The organism is Streptomyces resistomycificus (genome assembly GCF_001514265.1).
In the GTDB taxonomy this organism is placed as follows: Bacteria; Actinomycetota; Actinomycetes; order Streptomycetales; family Streptomycetaceae; genus Streptomyces; species Streptomyces resistomycificus.
The window spans coordinates 208,264-225,106 of record NZ_KQ948989.1; the positions used below are offsets into that span (position 1 = coordinate 208,264).

The 16,843-nt window shown below is 70.7% G+C and carries 13 protein-coding genes; 9 read left to right on the top strand and 4 right to left on the bottom strand.

The features are described 5' to 3' along the window. The first annotated feature begins 32 nt into the window (after positions 1-32). Complete coding sequence (locus AQJ84_RS06290; RefSeq protein ID WP_051870022.1) at positions 33-2,969, top strand: discoidin domain-containing protein; 2,937 nt, start codon at positions 33-35, stop codon at positions 2,967-2,969. On the opposite strand, the gene AQJ84_RS06295 is transcribed toward AQJ84_RS06290, so the two are convergent. Both AQJ84_RS06295 and AQJ84_RS06300 read right to left on the bottom strand, forming a co-directional pair. Next, positions 2,960-3,547 (bottom strand): GNAT family N-acetyltransferase, encoded by a 588-nt coding sequence (locus tag AQJ84_RS06295; RefSeq protein WP_030041587.1) that lies wholly within the window; start codon positions 3,545-3,547, stop codon positions 2,960-2,962. The two genes, AQJ84_RS06290 and AQJ84_RS06295, sit on opposite strands and share 10 nt — an antisense overlap. After that, on the bottom strand, positions 3,547-3,981 hold the full coding sequence (locus AQJ84_RS06300) for a hypothetical protein (protein WP_030041588.1): 435 nt from the start codon (positions 3,979-3,981) through the stop codon (positions 3,547-3,549). Before AQJ84_RS06300 ends, AQJ84_RS06295 begins: the two co-directional genes overlap by 1 nt. A gap of 260 nt (positions 3,982-4,241) precedes the next feature. Between AQJ84_RS06300 and AQJ84_RS06305 the strand changes: the two genes are divergently transcribed. After that, the gene (locus AQJ84_RS06305) at positions 4,242-4,577 is read left to right on the top strand and encodes a glyoxalase superfamily protein (protein ID WP_030041589.1); all 336 of its coding nucleotides are present in this window, start codon (positions 4,242-4,244) and stop codon (positions 4,575-4,577) included. Positions 4,578-4,605: 28 nt separating this feature from the next. On the opposite strand, the gene AQJ84_RS06310 is transcribed toward AQJ84_RS06305, so the two are convergent. Next, complete coding sequence (locus AQJ84_RS06310) at positions 4,606-5,835, bottom strand: cobalt-precorrin-5B (C(1))-methyltransferase (RefSeq protein WP_225877293.1); 1,230 nt, start codon at positions 5,833-5,835, stop codon at positions 4,606-4,608. A 499-nt stretch (positions 5,836-6,334) separates the two neighbouring features. Here AQJ84_RS06310 and AQJ84_RS06315 point away from each other — a divergent pair, with 499 nt between their 5' ends. Beyond that, positions 6,335-7,411 carry a Nickel transporter NicT gene (locus tag AQJ84_RS06315; RefSeq protein ID WP_030041591.1) on the top strand — a complete coding sequence of 359 codons (1,077 nt, stop codon included), beginning with the start codon at positions 6,335-6,337 and terminating at the stop codon, positions 7,409-7,411. A gap of 71 nt (positions 7,412-7,482) precedes the next feature. Here AQJ84_RS06315 and AQJ84_RS06320 read toward each other — a convergent pair whose 3' ends face one another. Then, positions 7,483-8,145 carry a precorrin-8X methylmutase gene (locus AQJ84_RS06320; RefSeq protein WP_053192615.1) on the bottom strand — a complete coding sequence of 221 codons (663 nt, stop codon included), beginning with the start codon at positions 8,143-8,145 and terminating at the stop codon, positions 7,483-7,485. A 622-nt stretch (positions 8,146-8,767) separates the two neighbouring features. On the opposite strand from AQJ84_RS06320, the gene AQJ84_RS06325 reads away from it, so the two are divergent. From AQJ84_RS06325 to AQJ84_RS06350, 6 genes are all read left to right on the top strand, one after another. Next, entirely contained in the window at positions 8,768-11,116 is a 2,349-nt protein-coding gene (locus tag AQJ84_RS06325) for a hypothetical protein (protein WP_030041594.1), read from the top strand. A 5-nt stretch (positions 11,117-11,121) separates the two neighbouring features. Continuing rightward, positions 11,122-12,978: an SNF2-related protein gene (locus AQJ84_RS06330; protein WP_159042785.1), complete on the top strand. Its 1,857-nt coding sequence runs from the start codon at positions 11,122-11,124 to the stop codon at positions 12,976-12,978. Between the two features lie 178 nt (positions 12,979-13,156). Further along, positions 13,157-13,471, top strand: coding sequence for a DUF6400 family protein (locus tag AQJ84_RS06335; RefSeq protein ID WP_030041596.1), 315 nt, complete (start codon positions 13,157-13,159; stop codon positions 13,469-13,471). Further along, entirely contained in the window at positions 13,458-13,715 is a 258-nt protein-coding gene (locus tag AQJ84_RS06340; RefSeq protein WP_030041597.1) for a hypothetical protein, read from the top strand. Before AQJ84_RS06335 ends, AQJ84_RS06340 begins: the two co-directional genes overlap by 14 nt. Positions 13,716-13,908: 193 nt before the next feature. After that, positions 13,909-15,651 carry a hydrogenase maturation protein gene (locus AQJ84_RS06345; protein WP_053192611.1) on the top strand — a complete coding sequence of 581 codons (1,743 nt, stop codon included), beginning with the start codon at positions 13,909-13,911 and terminating at the stop codon, positions 15,649-15,651. 102 nt (positions 15,652-15,753) lie between these two features. Then, on the top strand, positions 15,754-16,842 hold the full coding sequence (locus AQJ84_RS06350; RefSeq protein WP_053192609.1) for an NADH-quinone oxidoreductase subunit B family protein: 1,089 nt from the start codon (positions 15,754-15,756) through the stop codon (positions 16,840-16,842). Position 16,843: the final 1 nt, after the last annotated feature.

Consider the following 16,843-nt stretch of genomic DNA (forward strand, 5'->3'; position numbering starts at 1 on the left):
ACTGAACAAGCAGGTCCGAAGGAGGATCTTCCATGAGGTCATACGGTCTCGGACGACGCCAGTTCCTGGCCTCCGCAGTTGGTGTCGCCGCCGCCTGGACCCAGGCTTCCGGCAGCGCCATCGCCGCCCCGCAGCTGAAGCAAGCCTCACGTGACAATTCCGTCCGTGTGTGGCTGACGGACGTATCGGCCGACAAGTGGGTCGCCGGCCAGGACGACGTGCTGTTCAAGGCGAGGAGAACGGCCAACCCGCTGACGATCAAGATCGACGACAGCGTCAAGTACCAGAAGGTCCAAGGCTTCGGGGCGGCCATGACCGACTCCTCCGCCTGGCTCATCGACAAGCTGTCCACCGCCGAGCGGACCAAGCTGATGCAGAAGCTGTTCGATCCCTCGAAGGGAATCGGCCTCAGCCTGCTCCGCTCTCCGATGGGCGCCACGGATTTCAACGCGTCCGGGAACTACTCCTACAACGACATGCCCGCGGGACAAACGGACCCCACGCTGTCCAACTTCTCCGTCCAGCATGACGTGCCGTACATCATTCCGGCCTTGCGGCAGGCCCTCTCACTCAACCCCTCCATCAAGATCATGGCCAACCCGTGGAGCCCACCGGGCTGGATGAAGACCTCCGACTCCATGATCGGAGGCACCCTCAGGAGCGAGTACACCTCCGCGCTGGCCAACTACTTCGTCAAGTTCATCCACGCCTATGGCGAAGCCGGCGTGCCCATCTCTTACATTTCCCCGCAGAACGAACCCATGGGTACTCCCACCTGGCCCGGAATGTTCCTGTCCGCGTACCAGGAAGCCGAGTTGATCCAGGAGATCGGCAAGGCGTTCGAAGCAGGCGGAATCTCCACGAAGATCCTGGCTTGGGACCACAACTGGGACGTGCCCTCGTATCCGGAGACGATCTTCAGCGACCCCGCAGCGTCCAAGTACACCGCGGGAACCGGATGGCACATCTACAGCGGCAACCCGAACTACCAGACCGTGGTCCACAACGACTACCCGAGCAAGGAAACCTTCATCACAGAAGCCACCGGAGGCGTTTGGCAGGACAGCGACCAGACGGCGTTCAGCGAAGCACTGGGAACGTGGATCATCAACGGAACGCGCAACTGGGCGAACGGGGTGATGCTGTGGAACATCGCACTCGACCCCGATCGGGGCCCCCTCAACAGCGACACGGCCGGCATACCCATGCTCCGGGGCTTGCTCACGATCGACCCGGCCGACGGGCGGGTGACCTACAACGTGGACTACCACGCCCTCGCTCATGCCAGCAGGTTCGTCAAGCCCGGAGCGCGCCGGATCTACTCGAACACCTTCGGCGAAGGAAGCATAGAGAACGTCGCGTTCCAGAACCCGGACGGATCGAAGGTCCTGATCGCCCACAACTCGGGCAGCGCCGCGAAGACATTCAGCGTCGCGGACGGGACACACTCGTTCGACTACACCCTGAACGCCGGCGACGCCGTCACCTTCACGTACTCCGGGCCTGCGCAGAGCGGCCGCGCCCCCGCAGCGACCAAGGTCTCGGACCCGACACACGACTTCACCTTCACGTCGGCATCCGGCCCGGTCACCGTCACGTACGACCCGGCACTGCTGCCCTACCAGAACTCCATCCGCACCGAAAACAAGCTGGTCACGTACTCCCTGCCGATCGGAGCTTCCGTCCAGACGACAGGAAGGGCACTGAGCCGTGGCAAGTGGACCGCCACGGCTTCCGCGCAGCCGGACTGGGGTGTGGCCGCGAACGCGATCGACGGCGACATCAACACGAAGTGGAGTCTCGGGCACGGGACGACGAGCGGCGACTGGTTCCAGATCGACCTGGGGAGCCCCACGAGCTTCAATAAAATCGTCATCGACACCGGCGTGAACAACTCGTTCGACTACGTCACCAAGTATCAGATCTACGTTTCGAACGACGGTGCCGATTGGGGCAGCGCGATTGCGAGCGGCAGCGGGGGTATCGGCAAGATAGCAGTCACACTGCCGCCCCGTACGGCACAGTACATTCGCATCGTCAGTACCGCGGCATCCGGTTTCTGGTGGTCCATCGGCGACATCGAGGTGTACGGGTCTGCGCGTGGAAACGGCTCAATTACAGCTCCTACAGCAGTATCGAACGGCCTCCGGCTGAAGACCTGGACCAGCAAGGAAGGGTCGCAGGTAACCGTAGTATTCAACGGGACCACCGACAGCAGGAGCTTCAAGATATCCGCCGACGGCTCGTACACGTATACGCTGCCAAGCGGTACCTCGGCGATGTTCACCACCAAGAAGCTGTCGAGCTTCCCATCGCCGACCTTCAGCGATCTGAAGCCGGAACGAGGCATGCCGCGCTCCAAGTTCACGATTCGTGGCTCTGGTTTCGGTGATACACAGGGGCTGGGCACGGTGTATTTCGGATCAAGCTATGCCGAAATAGACACCTGGTCGGACACGGGCATCAGCGCCTACGTTCCGAAGGGGCTTCCAGCGGGGAAGGTCACGGTTTCCGTGAAGGGGGCCAGCGGAGCAGACGCAGGTGGATCAACGTTCGACGTCATAGATCTTGGTCCTGCCTTGCCGCGGACAGGCTGGACCGCAAAGTCTTCGGACGCAAGCCAGTGGGATGCGCCCGGAAACATGCTCGATGGCAATTCCGACACCCGGTACAGCTCCGGAACAGGGCAGTACGACGGCCTCTGGATCCAAGTGGACATGGGGCAGACGCAGACCTTCGACAAGATCGTGCTGGATGTCGGCGGCAGTGTCAGCGACTACGCGCGAAGCGCAGACGTATACGTGTCCACGGATGGAACCGACTGGACCAAGGTCACGTCCGTAGCGGACGGCCAACGAGTCCACCTGATTTCCTTCCCGACGCAGACCGCTCGCTATATCAAGGTCGTCAATACCGGCAATGTCGCCCGTAGCTGGTGGTCAGTGGCAGAGTTCAACGTCTACAACTGACCCGAGCGCGCCCGTAGGGCAGGGGCGGCGTGGCGCCGTGCCGGATGGTCGGGGCCGAGGAAGACGACGATGCCCGTGTCGTCGGGGGAGGGGTGGGTGACCTGGACCCAGCCCTGGCGGCGGTAGAAGGTCACGGCCCGCGGCGAGCGGACGGAGGTGAGCAGCCAGGAGCGGCCCTCGGGAGCGTCCGCGACGACCGCTGCGAGCAGGCCGGAGGCGAGCCCTGCGCCGCGAGCCCCTGCGCGGACGGCGAGTTCGTCGATCTCGCGGGCCCCGCACAGCCACTCCGCCGTGCGCTCGGGCCCCAGGCCTGCGGCGGCCTCCGGATAGCTGCGGCCGGTGGGGAACGGGGTGGGCGTGGTCCAGGCGGTGACGAAGCCGGTGACCTCCTCGCCCGCGAAGGCGAGCGCTGCGGTGAAGCCCGGGCGCCGCGCGTCCACCGGGAGCCGCCTCCCGAACTCGACGGCCATCTCCTCGTCCTCGTTCCAGGGCGGGGCGCAGAAGGCCTCGGCGTATACGGAGTGCAAGTCGTCGGCGTGGGTGAGGAGTTCGGTGCCCCGGAACACCTGAGTACCCATCAGGCAGCCACCGCCTCGGCCGCGTTGGAGTGCGGTGAGGCGTACGCCAGGGACTCCAGGGGTGTTGGTGGATCGATCGACAGGTACGGCGGCGCCTGTTCGGCCGCGACGGTCTCCCGGAGCGAGGCCGCGCTGTCGCCGCCCGCCGGCCGACTGCTGGTGTGCCCTTCGGGGCGAAGGGCGGCGGCCGCGGCGGCCGTCGGCAACTCCGGTAAGGGGGAGGCGTACCAGCCGGGAAGCGGGCGAGGGATGAGGGCAGCGCGCGGATCCCCCACGCGCGCTGCCCGGTCGATGGCCGGGCCGCCGGGGCATGGCCGCCCGAAGATCCCGGCGGCCTTGTCGGAGGCCCCGGCGGACGCCCCTTCGTGGGTGTCGCCGAGGTGGCGTGGGATGACCGGCGTGTGGGCGATCCCGGGCGCTCTCGGCGAGTCCACAATCCGTCCCTTCTCGCACTCAACTTGGTCTTGCAAGTAGTGTGCAACAAGAGGGTGTTGTTGGGTAGCCGGTGTTGTGGGCGTGCACAGGGGTGTGCGGGTCGCGACGGTTGCCGAGCGCCGCTCCGTCGGCGTCCGGCAGGCCGTCGCCCACGGCCCGACTGCCCAGTGAGCGGAACACCATCCGTGCTGAACGCCGCCACAGGATGTGTCCACCCCTCGTGTGGATGTCCGCCACGCTCCCGGTGAAGGATTACGCCATGGACGAAGAAGAAGTCATCCCGATCCTGCGGGTGCGGGACGCCGGGGTTGCGGTGGAGTGGTACGCGCGCCTGGGCTTCCTCCAGCAGTGGGAGCACCGCTTCGAGCCGGGGCTGCCCGTGTTCACGGAGGTCGCCCGTGGCCGGGTCCGGCTGTTCCTGTCGGAGCACGAGGGCGACGCGCGGCCGGACACCCTGGTCTACCTGCGGGTCACCGACCTCGACGCCGTCGCGGCGGAGTTCGGGGTCCGGGCCGAGGCCGCACCCTGGGGGCGTGAGCTCGAGCTGCGGGACCTCGACGGAAACCGCCTCAGGGTGGGCGCGGTCGGCGGCTGAGCCGGCTCCCGCCTTCCCCGCAGGACGTTCATGTCGCCGGGCCGCGTCCCGCCGCCACCGCGCTGCGTCCCACCACCGTCCCCGCCCGGTCGATGCAGATCACGTCGACCGCGACGGGCGCGCCCCGCAGCACGGCCAGGGCCTCGTCGCGGGCCGCCGTCGCGACCAGGTCGCCCAGCGGCACCCCGGCCGCCGTGCACAACTGGAGCGCGGCGAGCCCGGTGTTGGACTCCGCCACCTCGGCGGCCAGTGCCTCGTCCGCGCCGCCGCGCCGGGCCAGTTCGGCGAGGAAGCCCTTGTCGACCTGGGAGCGGGCGGAATGCAGGTCCAGGTGCCCGGCCGCGAGCTTGGACAGCTTGGCGAAGCCGCCGCAGACGGTCAGCCGGTCCACCGGGTGACGGCGGACGTACTTCAGAACGGCCCCCGCGAAGTCGCCCATGTCCAGCAGGGCGTCCTCGGGAAGCCCGTACTCGGCGACGACCGCCTTCTCCGACGTCGACCCGGTGCACCCGGCGACATGCGTGCGCCCGGCCGCCCGGGCCACGTCCACGCCCCGCCTGATCGAGTCGATCCACGCCGAGCAGGAGTACGGCACCACGATGCCGGTCGTGCCGAGGATCGACAGACCGCCGAGGATGCCCAGCCGCGGGTTCCAGGTGGAGCGGGCGATCTCCTCGCCGTGGTCGACGGAGACGGTGATCTCGACGTCGCCGCTGCCGCCGTGCCGGGCGGCGACCTCGGTGACGTGGTCGCGCATCATCCGGCGGGGCACGGGGTTCACGGCCGGTTCCCCGACCGGCAGGGGCAGTCCGGGGCGGGTGATCGTCCCGACCCCGGGACCGGCCCGGAACACCACCCCGGCCCCGACGGGGAGCCGCCGTACCGTGACCCGGACCAGCGCGCCGTGTGTGACGTCCGGGTCGTCGCCGGCGTCCTTCACGATCCCGGCCATGGCGTACGCGTCCGTCAGCTCCTCCGCCGCGAGCGCGAACGCGGGCGTCTGCCCCTTGGGCAGCGTGATCGTCACCGGGTCGGGAAACTCACCGGTCAGCAAGGCGGTGTACGCGGCCGTCGTGGCGGCGGTCGCACAGGCGCCGGTGGTCCAGCCGGGACGCAGTCCGGTGTGCTTGAGCTGCGCGCTTCGGCCGCCCTTGGCCTCGGGGGCGCTTCGGTCCCCGATCTGGTGCGTCGCCTCGTCGGCGCCCCGCGCTCCGGCGCCGCCCGTCGACTCGCCGACGCCCTGCACTTCACCGCTCATGAACGGACCCGTACTTCCCTGCACGCACTGATACTCGGCGGCTGGCCCCGGGCGAGGTCCGCGGCGGCTGCTTCGGCGGCGCGGCATGGCTGACGTCGTGACTGCGCGGGCGCGAGGCGGACGTGCTCATCGATGCCACCCCCTCGTCGGCGCGAACGGTCTCCACGCGGCGCGGACCGCCGCCACGGCCCATGTTCCCCTGCTCGCCCCGCGCCGCCCCGGCCGGGGCGGCTTTCCCTGACGCTGGCGGAAACCTGACGGGGGCTTTGCCGCGGATGTGTTGTAGCTGCAACTCATTCGCACAAACCTGGAGTGCGCGGCTGAGAACAGCCGCACGCCAAGGAGTAAGGCCCGCACCCTCATGACCACCGCCCCCGATTCCGCTCGCCCGGCACCGGCACCGGCACCGGCCCCGGTCGCGGCTCCGTCCCCGGCCCCGGCCCCGGCTCCGCCCCCGGCCGGTGGGCGCGGACTCTCGTGGCACCGGATCCGTACGTCGATGACCCGCAAGGAGTGGACGAGCCTCGGCGGGATGGCCGCGTTCATCCTGGCGCTGCACGTGATCGGCTGGTTCACACTGGTGGTGATCGTCGCTCCGGAGCACTACAGCCTGGGGGACAAGTCCTTCGGTATCGGTATCGGCGTGACGGCCTACACCCTGGGGATGCGGCACGCCTTCGACGCCGATCACATCGCCGCGATCGACAACACCACCCGAAAGCTGATGAGCGAGGGCCGGCGACCCCTGTCGGTGGGCTTCTGGTTCTCGCTCGGTCACTCGTCCATCGTCTTCGTACTCGCCTTCCTGCTGTCCCTCGGCGTCAAGGCGCTGGCCGGCCCGGTGGGCGACGACGACTCCACGCTGCACAGCGTCACGGGCTGGATCGGCACCACCGTCTCCGGGACCTTCCTGTACGTCATCGCGATCATCAACCTGGTGATCATGGTGGGGATCTGGAAGGTCTTCCGGCAGATGCGCACCGGCCACCTCGACGAGGCGGCCCTGGAGAAGCAGCTCGACAACCGCGGCTTCATGAACCGTCTCCTCGGCCGCGTGATGAAGTCGATCACCAAGCCCTGGCAGATGTACCCGCTGGGCCTTCTCTTCGGGCTCGGCTTCGACACGGCGACGGAGATCGCGCTCCTCGTCATGGCCGGGTCGGGCGCGGCCTCCGGGCTGCCCTGGTACGCGATCCTGTGCCTGCCCGTCCTCTTCGCCGCCGGCATGTCACTGCTGGACACGATCGACGGCTCGTTCATGAACTTCGCCTACGGCTGGGCCTTCTCCAAACCGGTCCGCAAGGTCTACTACAACCTCACGATCACCGGCCTGTCGGTGGCGGTCGCCCTCATCATCGGCACGGTCGAACTGCTGGGCCTCGTCGCGGAGCAGGCGGATCTGCGCGGCCCGTTCTGGGACTGGGTGTCCGGGCTCGACCTGAACCTCGTCGGTTACCTCATCGTCGGACTGTTCTTCGCCACCTGGGCGGTGGCCCTGGTGGTGTGGAAGGTCGGCCGGATCGAGGAGAAGTGGACGGCGGGCCCGGCCCGGCCCACCCCGGCCGAGGAGAGCTGACCGGGGCGACGGCGTCCGGGTCCCCCGGGTGCCCCCTCCGCGCTCACCCTTTTGCGCCTACTCCGCCGCGCTCACTCCTCCTCGCTCGCGATCGCGTTGAGTGCGGCGGCGGCGATGGCGCTGCCGCCGCGCCGGCCGCGGACGATCAGGTGTTCCAGGCCGGACGGGTGCGCGGCCAGGGCGTCCTTCGACTCGGCGGCGCCGACGAAGCCGACCGGGACACCGATGACGGCGGCGGGCCGGGGAGCGCCCTCGTCGATCATCTCCAGCAGACGGAAGAGGGCGGTGGGCGCGTTGCCGACGGCGACCACGGCACCCTCCAGCCGGTCACGCCACAGCTCCAGCGCGGCGGCGCTGCGCGTGGTGCCCAGCTTCGCGGCCAGGTCGGGGACGGCGGGGTCGGAGAGCGTGCACAGCACCTCGTTGTCGGCGGGCAGCCGCTTGCGGGTCACGCCGCTGGCCACCATCCGGACGTCGCAGAGGATCGGCGCACCCGCGCGCAGGGCCCGGCGAGCCCGGGTCACCACGTCCGGAGTGAAGGCGAGGTCGCGCACGAGGTCGACCATTCCGCAGGCATGGATCATGCGCACCGCTACCTGGCTGACGTCGGCGGGCAGACCCGCGAGGTCCGCCTCCGCGCGGATCGTGGCGAACGACTGGCGGTAGATGGCCGCGCCGTCCTTCTCGTAGTCGTACGTCGTCACGGTGTTCTTCTCGCTGCTCTCGGTCGTCATACGGCTGTCGTTCGGCTGGCTGATGAGGTGGGGCCGGTGCCCCGTCGTCCGCGAGGTGCGGGCGCGGTGAGTCCGGGCAGGCGTCACCGCGATCCCGCCCGTGCGGCCACTGTGGCCTGGGGCGATGGACGGAGGGCAGCCGTGGACATGGCGGCGAGCATACCCACCGTCCCACGGATGTATGACCCGCCTTCGCGCGGAGCCCCTTACCTCACCCGGGCCGTCGAGCGGAAGTCCCCCGCCACCAGCCGCGACGAGGCCTCGTTCGTACCCGAACTCCTGCGTTCTAGGGACAAGTTGGGACGCCGGTCGCTACTGTCTCCCTGCAACCACCTCCGACAGGTGGTCGCTCCACGATGTCGGGAGTCCACCTGCCCTCGCACGCCGCAGTAGGCGACGCGCCTGGACAGCTCTGGTGACGAGTCCGTGGAGGCGGCGCTTGCGTCGTCACGCAGTTGAGCACCGCGCTCCTGTGCAGTGCACCGATGACGCACCCGTCTCCACCGTGTCCTCCCGTACCCGCACCCCGCAGCCACGCAGCGGCGCCCTCGCGCCGTCGGCCGGGGACGGAGCCTGGGGGCAGCACGCTTCGACGGGTGTCGACCCCTGGAGGTTGCCCCCCATGGTCGCTCGTAAGAGCTCCTTCCAGTTCCTCAACCCCGGTCATCAGAACCTGATCTCCGACGCCGTCCCGCTCGACGGCGTGTTCCCCCTGCTGCCGCCGGTGTTCGAGCCCTTGAGCGGCGAGCCCGCCCTCTCCGACGGGGAGCCGCCCACCGCGCTCGGCAGGGCCGTCATGGAGTGGTACGGCAGGGTCCACGGCCGTGCGCCCGAGGAGACCCCGGCAGGGCTCGTCCGGGCCATCGAGGCGGTGTCGATCGGCCGCGACAACGCCGATGCCGTCCGCCGGGCACAGTGGCGGCGCAACCACGCCGGGCTGCTGTCGGTCGCCCAGCTTCAGGTGTGCGTCCCCATGGTGCGCCCGGCCACCGTGCAGCCGCGCATGGCCGCCTCCGCCCAGCGCATCATGCGCGAGAAGTACCAGCGGTCGCTGATCCACGAAGTCGGCACGGGCCTGCGCGTGCAGGCGCGCTCCGCCCAGCATCTGATCGACATCACCGAGGCGCAGAAGACGGTCCGCATCCCGCACGCGTACGCAGGCGAGGCCGAGAAGGAGTTCGCCGACTCACTCGCCCTCGAAGGGATCCGGGAGGAGGTCCGCGGATTCGCGTACGACATGTTCGTGTCCGACGACGAGCGCGGCCACCTCGTCGAGACGGACGACGGCTGGACGCGGGTCAGCGTCGCCCAGTCCTTCATGGGCCAGCTGATGGGCCTGAACGCCGAACTGTCCACGCTGCACTGGGAGAACGGCGACGGCTCCCTGACCGTCCGCCCGCACACGCCCGACACGATCGAGGCGGCGTTCCGCGAACTGCGCTTCGAGGACGCCTCCTTCGCCGTGTGGCCGGCCGGCCGGACCGGGAACGCCGTACAGACCTGGCTCGACGGCGCGTCGCCGGAGGCGGAGGCCACTGTGCGCATGATGACGGCCCGGATGGACATCGGCATCGCCGTCCGGCCGTACCGCAGCAACAGCGACCACGACGTGGTCTACGCGGACATGGCCCGCTTCCACGTCAAGGGACAGAACCCGACCCTGTGGGGGAAGGCCGACGACGAGGCCTTCAAGGCCCGTACGGTCGTCAACGACCTCGTTCGCCGCGACTACCTCACCGAGGAACAGCGAGACGTCTTCTTCGGCGACACGGAGGTGCCCTGGGCGGACGACCCGGCGCGCGCCCCCTACCGCAGCCGAGTCGTGGCCACCACCCACGTCATGGTCTCCACCGTGGTGGACGACCCGGCTCTCGCCACCCGGTACGGCGTGGTGCGCGAAACGCTCAAGAGGCTGCGGGTGCCCAACTCGCCCCTGCAGGCCGCGACCACCACCGCCTCCCTGGCCGGCCTGGTCGCCGGTCTCGAAGGGGACGGTGAGATGGGCCAGTTCACCGCGGTGATCGCGCGCTCCTTCCGCAAGCCGGAGCTGCGCGACATCGGTCAGCACGAAGGGAACTGGACCGAACTGATCGAGCGGGACGTCGAGGTCATCGCCGCAGGCGCCCGACGGGAGCTGGACGCGGCCTCGTCCGCGCAGCGGGCGCCGCTCGGCGCGCACCAGCGGGCCCTCGCCGTCCTCGCCCTCGTCGCGCACGCGGCGAACCCCGCCCTGCGTGAGTACCGCATGACCGTCGGGACGAACACTGACGGCAGCCCCCGCACGGTCCGTTACCCGTCCTCCATGACCCTGACCGGCCGTGGCGGCCGCGGCGGGGTCATGAAGGTGGAGGCGGACGTCGTCGTCCTGAACGCCGCCCGCTCGCGTGAGGGCATCGACCAGCTCGAGGCGATCGTCGCCGCGGCCAGTGTCGAGGAACCCGTCGTCCCGCTCGACCCGGCCGGCGGCGAGGAGATGCTGGAGGAGTGGCTGCGGCAGCGGTGGGCGAACACCTCCGGCACCGACGGCCGGCCGGAGCGGGCGGCGGACGGCTTCACGGGACCCTCCGCCCTGCTCCCGGGACCCCGCACCGACGGTGCCGACCGCGGACCGGCCCTCACCACCGGCGTGGCCGTCCCGCTGTGGCCCGACACCCCGGTGGAGGAGGAACCGGACACGGCCAACCCGCTCTCCGACCCCGGAGAGTGGTCGAAGGCCATCATCGCCCTGGTGGACGACGTCGACACGTTGGCGGCCCACGCGAGCGTCCTCGCCCAGATCCCGGTGGACGCCGTACGCGCGGGCGTCGAAGAGGAGGAGTACGACCCCGAAGACCCCGATCTGCCCCGGATGATCGACGAGTTCGGCATCGACCCCGAGGTGGAGGGCAGCACCGACGAGTCCATCGAGAACCTGCGCCGCTTCCTCCGGCAGGGCGTGATGGCCTACCTCAAGCAGCAGGCCCGCCGGTGATCGCCGTGGCGAACGAGAACGACCGCGCCACGGGCACGGTCGCCGTGGACGAGGAAGGCCGGCCCGTCGTCCGCCGGCCGGAGCACGTCACCGACCGGTGGTGGCAGGAGGTCGCCAACCTGCTCCGGCCGACCGTGCACGGCACACCGGCCACCGCCGTGACCGCGACCTCGGTCACGGTGCGCCGTGACCGGGCCCGCGCGCTGCCCCGGCTGCTCGAACGGCATCCCGCCGCGTCCGCCCGCTGGAGCTGGACCCCGGCCGCCGAGCGGCTGCGCGCGTCCGGGGGCGGCACGGCCGACGCACTGACCCGGCTGCTCGCCACGGACGTCGCCGAACAGTCCGTCTGGCCCGTCGGACTCGACCTCGCGGCCCTGGGGTTCGTCCGGCCGCTGCGGCCCTTCCAGCGCACGGCCGTGGCCCGGTTGGTCGCCGCCGGCGGCGGGGCGAACTTCTCCGTGCCGGGCTCGGGGAAGACCACCGTGGCCTACGCCGTGTTCACCGCACTGCGGGCCCGAGGAGCGGCGCACGCCATGCTCGTGGTCGCCCCGCCGTCCGCGTTCGACGCCTGGGTGGAGGAGGCCCGCGCCTGCTTCGCGCCGCCACGGCTGCCCTCCGTCGCCGTACGCCCCCGGGTCCTGGCCCGCACCGACACCGTGGTGGTCCTCAACTACGAGCGCCTCGGTGACCCGGTGGTGCGCGCCGGTCTGGCCGGATGGTCCCGCGGCCGGAAGGTCCTCACCGTGTTCGACGAGGCACACCGCGCCAAGGCCGGCGCGGCTTCCCGACGCGGCGCCGAGGCCGCGGAACTCGCCCGCCGCGCCGACGCCACGATGGTCCTGACCGGCACCCCGATGCCCAACCGGCCCCGCGACCTGGAGGCCGTCTTCGACCTGGTGTGGCCGGGCCAGGGACATCGACTCGTCCACGGCGACCTCGCCCGGCTCCGGGACCGGGCCTACGTACGCGCCACCAAGGACGACCTCGAACTCCCGCCGCTGCGGCTGCGGGTGGAACGCATCGCCCTCGACGCCTCCCACCGCGCCCTGTACGACGCCATGTGCGACCGGGTGCGGCAGTGGGCGCGGGACGCCGGCGGTGCCGAGAGGGCCGCTTCGGGAGCGGTGGCGGCCCAGGCGGGCCGCGCCCTGCTGAACCTCATCGCCGCCGCGGCCAACCCCGCCGCCGTCTTCGCCCCGGGGCGCCCGTGGTCGCTGCCACTGGAGGGGCCCGGCGAGACTGACCTGGCGTCCCTGGTCGCCGACCCCGCCCGGCACATCCGCCCGGCCAAGGTCGTCCGCGCCGCCCAGCTCGTGGCCGACAACCGTGCCCGGGGCCGCAAGACCGTCGTCTGGTCGGGCTTCCTCGGCAACGTCGAGGCGCTGACGGCGGCGCTGGCCAGGCACCGTCCGGCCGTCATCACGGGGGCCACCCCGCTGGACGAGCCGACGGGCCGCGCCAACCGCCGGGCCCACCTCGACCGCTTCCGTCACGACGACGACTGCTGGGCGCTGATCGCGACCCCGCAGACCCTGGGCGAGGGGGTCTCCCTGCATCTGGCGGCGAGCGACCAGGTCCACCTGGACCGCGGATACGCGGCCGGTACCTGGCTCCAGGCCATCGACCGCACCCACCGCCTCGGCCTGCCGGCCGACGCCGACCCCTCCTGCACCGTGCTGCTCGCCACGGACACGATCGACGAACGGGTCAACGAGGTGCTCAACGCCAAGGTCGCCGCCTTGGCCGCGGCGCTGCGTGACCCTGCCCTGAGGCCCGTCGCGGACCCGTCCCTCACGGACGGAGGCATCGACGCGTTGCTCGGCGACATCGACGCGTTGCGTGAACTGCTGCGGCCGTGGTGACAGGGGAGGCCGCGCGCGGCGAAGGAACCTGAGGACCTCCGCCGCGCCGCCACTGCCTGGGCAGCGGTCCGGCGCGGCCGGAGGGCGGTGCGGCCCTCGCCCCCGGGCGTCCGGACCTGCTGTGACTTCTCCCACCTGCTCTTGCCGGGAGGAGCAGCGCTTACCTACGTTCGGTCGCATGTCCCTCCATGGCCGCGCCCTTCCCGGCGAACCGGACGAACCCGCCGAGGCGAGCAGGCCTGCGGCGGACCACCCCGGCGCCCACCCTCTGGTCGACCTGGACGTCGACCTGACCTCGCACGAACTTCTCCGGCGCGCTCATGTCCTGGACGCCCTCGGTTCCGACTGGGACCCCGTCGCCGCCCTGCGCGGCGAGGAAGCCGCCTACGAGCTGCTCTACTCCGGCCTCAGCGCGGAACAGCAGCGCGTGTACGACGAGCTGGTCGCGGCCGGTGTGCTGCCGCGGAGAGGGGACGGCCATGCTGCCGCTTGACCCGCAGGCCGACATCGGGCGCCGCGCCTGGGTGGCCTGCCCGAACTGCGACGACCGTCGCGGGTGCGGCACCTGCGAGCAGGGACGCACCTGCTCCGAGCACTGGCGCTACCTGCTCTCCAACGTCGGCAGCCTGCTGCACCTGCAGTGCCGGTCGTGCACCCACATCTGGACGCACGAGACCCACTTCGGTGCCACCCGCTCCCCGTGGGAGCGGGTCACCAGCGGCCTGCGACGACGGTGATCGTCCACCACGGCTGACCCGGCGCGCCGGGTCGCCGGTGTCGGCGCGGGCCACGGCCGGTGAGGCCGGACGGCGGATCGGCGCCCGCTTTCGGATGACCTCATCGTCTGTCTCCGGGAACGGCGGGCCGCCTTGACCGAGGATCGCGGTCGGCGGACATCCCTGCCTGCCGTTCGTCCGCCCGGAGGCAGCCGTGCACATCCTGCTCCTAGCCAGCGCGTTCAACAGCCTCACCCAGCGCGTCCACGCCGAACTGCGCGACCGCGGCCACACCGTGGCGGTGGAACTCGCCCTGCCCGGCAGCGCGCTGCCGGAAGCCGTAAGACGGCACTCGCCGCAGCTCGTCGTGTCGCCGATGCTGAAGACGGCCATCCCCGAAGAGGTGTGGACCGCGCACACGTGCCTCGTCGTCCATCCGGGGCCCGTCGGCGACCGCGGACCGTCCTCCCTGGACTGGGCGATCCACGAGGGCGTCGACCAGTGGGGCGTCACCGTCCTGCAGGCCGACGGGGAGATGGACGCCGGAGACGTGTGGGCCTTTGTCCCGTGCCGGGTCCCTCCGGTGCCCAAGAGCGAGCTGTACCGGGGTGAGATCGCCGACGCCGCGCTCGAAGCCGTCCTGCTCGCCGTGGAGCGCTTCGCCGGGGGAACCCACGTACCGCTCAAGCAGGACACGGCGCGCACCGCCGACACCCGCCTGCGCGCCCGCCCCTACCTCGACCAGAGCGTCCGGCGGATCGACTGGGCCGAGGACTCCACCCAGGACGTCCTGCGCAAGCTGAGAGCGGCCAACTCGCAGCCCGGTGTGCTGGACGTCCTGCTCGGCGACGAGTGGTACCTGCACGGCGGCCACCCGGAGAGCGAGCTGCGCGGCCGCCCGGGCGAACTGCTGGCCACCCGGGCCGGGGCGGTCTGCCGGGCCACCAAGGACGGCGCCGTGTGGATCCCCGAGCTGCGGCGCCGACGCCGGCCCGGCCTGCCGCCCACCTACAAACTGCCCGCCGTGCGGGCCCTGGGCGACCGGCTGCCGCCGCTGCCCGAGCACGCCCCGCCCCTGCTGCCGGAGGCGGGGCACCGAACCTGGACGGACATCCGCTACCGGGAGGACGGGAACGCGGGCTTCCTCTCGTTCTCCTTCCCCGGCGGCGCCATGAGCACCGACCAGTGCAGGCGTCTGCTGGACGCCTACCGGGAAGCGTGCGCGCGGCCCACCTCGGTGCTGGTGCTGGGCGGCGAGCGCGACTTCTTCTCCAACGGCATCCACCTCAACGTCATCGAGGCCGCCGACGACCCCGCTGCCGAGTCCTGGGCGAACATCAACGCCATCGACGATCTGGTCGAGGCGGTCCTGACGACGACGGACCGGCTGGTGGTCTCGGCGGTCGCGGGCAACGCCGCGGCGGGCGGGGTGATGCTCGCCCTGGCGGCCGACGAGGTGTGGTGCCGCTCGGGCGCCGTGCTGAACCCGCACTACCGTCTGATGGGCCTGTACGGCTCGGAGTACTGGACCCACACCCTGCCGCGCAGAGTGGGTCCCGCGACGGCCGAGCGGCTCATGCGTGAGGCCCTGCCGGTGAGCTCGGCGAGCGCGCTGCGCCTCGGGCTGGCCGACCGGGTGGTCGACTGCGCTCCCGGCGAGTTCGGGCAGGAGGTCGGCGGGCTGGCGGCGCGCCTGGCGTCCCTGCCGGCGACGGCGTCACGGATCACCGCGAAGAAGACGGAGCTGGACCGGCTGGAGAGCGCGACCCCGCTGGCCGGCTTCCGCGAGCGGGAGTTGGCCCGGATGCGCCGGACGTTCGACGACCCGGACGCCCCGTACCACGCTCTGCGGCGTTCCTTCGTCCACAAGGAGCGGCCGTCGGGCACACCGCCGCATCTCGGCGTCGCCGCGGTTGCGAAACACGGCCCGGCCCCCTCCGCCGTCGACGTCACCTGAACGGCCCCCTTCGGCATCTCAGCGCGGCCGAGCGACTGATACGAAGAACGTCGACGGCCGAAATGCAGGCCTTCATCCCATTCCTCCCCAGGAGGCGGTCCCATGACTGAGGCGACGCCGGACACGGTCGATGCCGCGGAAGCGGGCGGCGCGCCCGCCGACGAGACACCCACGATCCACATTCTCTGGATCAACGCGGGGCTGAGCTGCGACGGCGACTCGGTCGCGTTGACGGCGGCCATGCAGCCCAGCATCGAGGAGATCGTGCTCGGTGTGCTGCCGGGTCTTCCGAAGATCGCCGTCCACTGGCCGCTCATCGACTTCGAATGCGGTCCGGTCGGTGGCTCGGACACGTTCATCGAGTGGTTCTTCAAGGGGGAGCGGGGCGAGATCGACCCGTTCGTCCTGGTCGTCGAAGGCTCCATCCCCAACGAGGACATCAAGCCCGAGGGCTACTGGTGCGGCTTCGGCGACAACCCGGAGACCGGCCAGCCGATCACCACCAGCGAGTGGATCGACCGGCTCGCCCCGAAGGCGCTGGCGGTCGTCGCCATCGGTACCTGCGCCACCTACGGCGGCATCCACGCCATGGCGGGCAACCCGACCGGCGCCATGGGCGTGCCGGACTACCTCGGCTGGGACTGGAAGTCCCACGCCGGCATCCCGATCGTGTGCGTCCCCGGCTGTCCGATCCAGCCCGACAACTTCTCCGAGACGCTCACCTACCTGCTCTACCAGGCGGCCGGCTCCGCCCCGATGATCCCGCTGGACGACAAGCTGCGCCCGACGTGGCTGTTCGGGGCCACCGTGCACGAGGGCTGTGACCGCGCGGGCTACTACGAACAGGGCCAGTTCGCCCTGTCGTACGACTCGCCGACCTGCCTGGTCAAGCTCGGCTGTTGGGGCCCGGTCGTCAAGTGCAACGTGCCCAAACGCGGCTGGATGAACGGCATCGGCGGCTGCCCCAACGTCGGCGGCATCTGCATCGCCTGCACGATGCCCGGATTCCCCGACAAGTTCATGCCGTTCATGGACGAGCCCCCCGGAGCCAAGCTGTCCAGCAACGCCAGCGGAGCGTACGGCGCCGTGGTCCGCAAGCTGCGGTCGATCACCGCCAGGACGGTGGACAAGGAGCCCAAGTGGCGCCGCACCGGAGACAGCATCACCACCGGATACCGACCCCCGTGGTGAT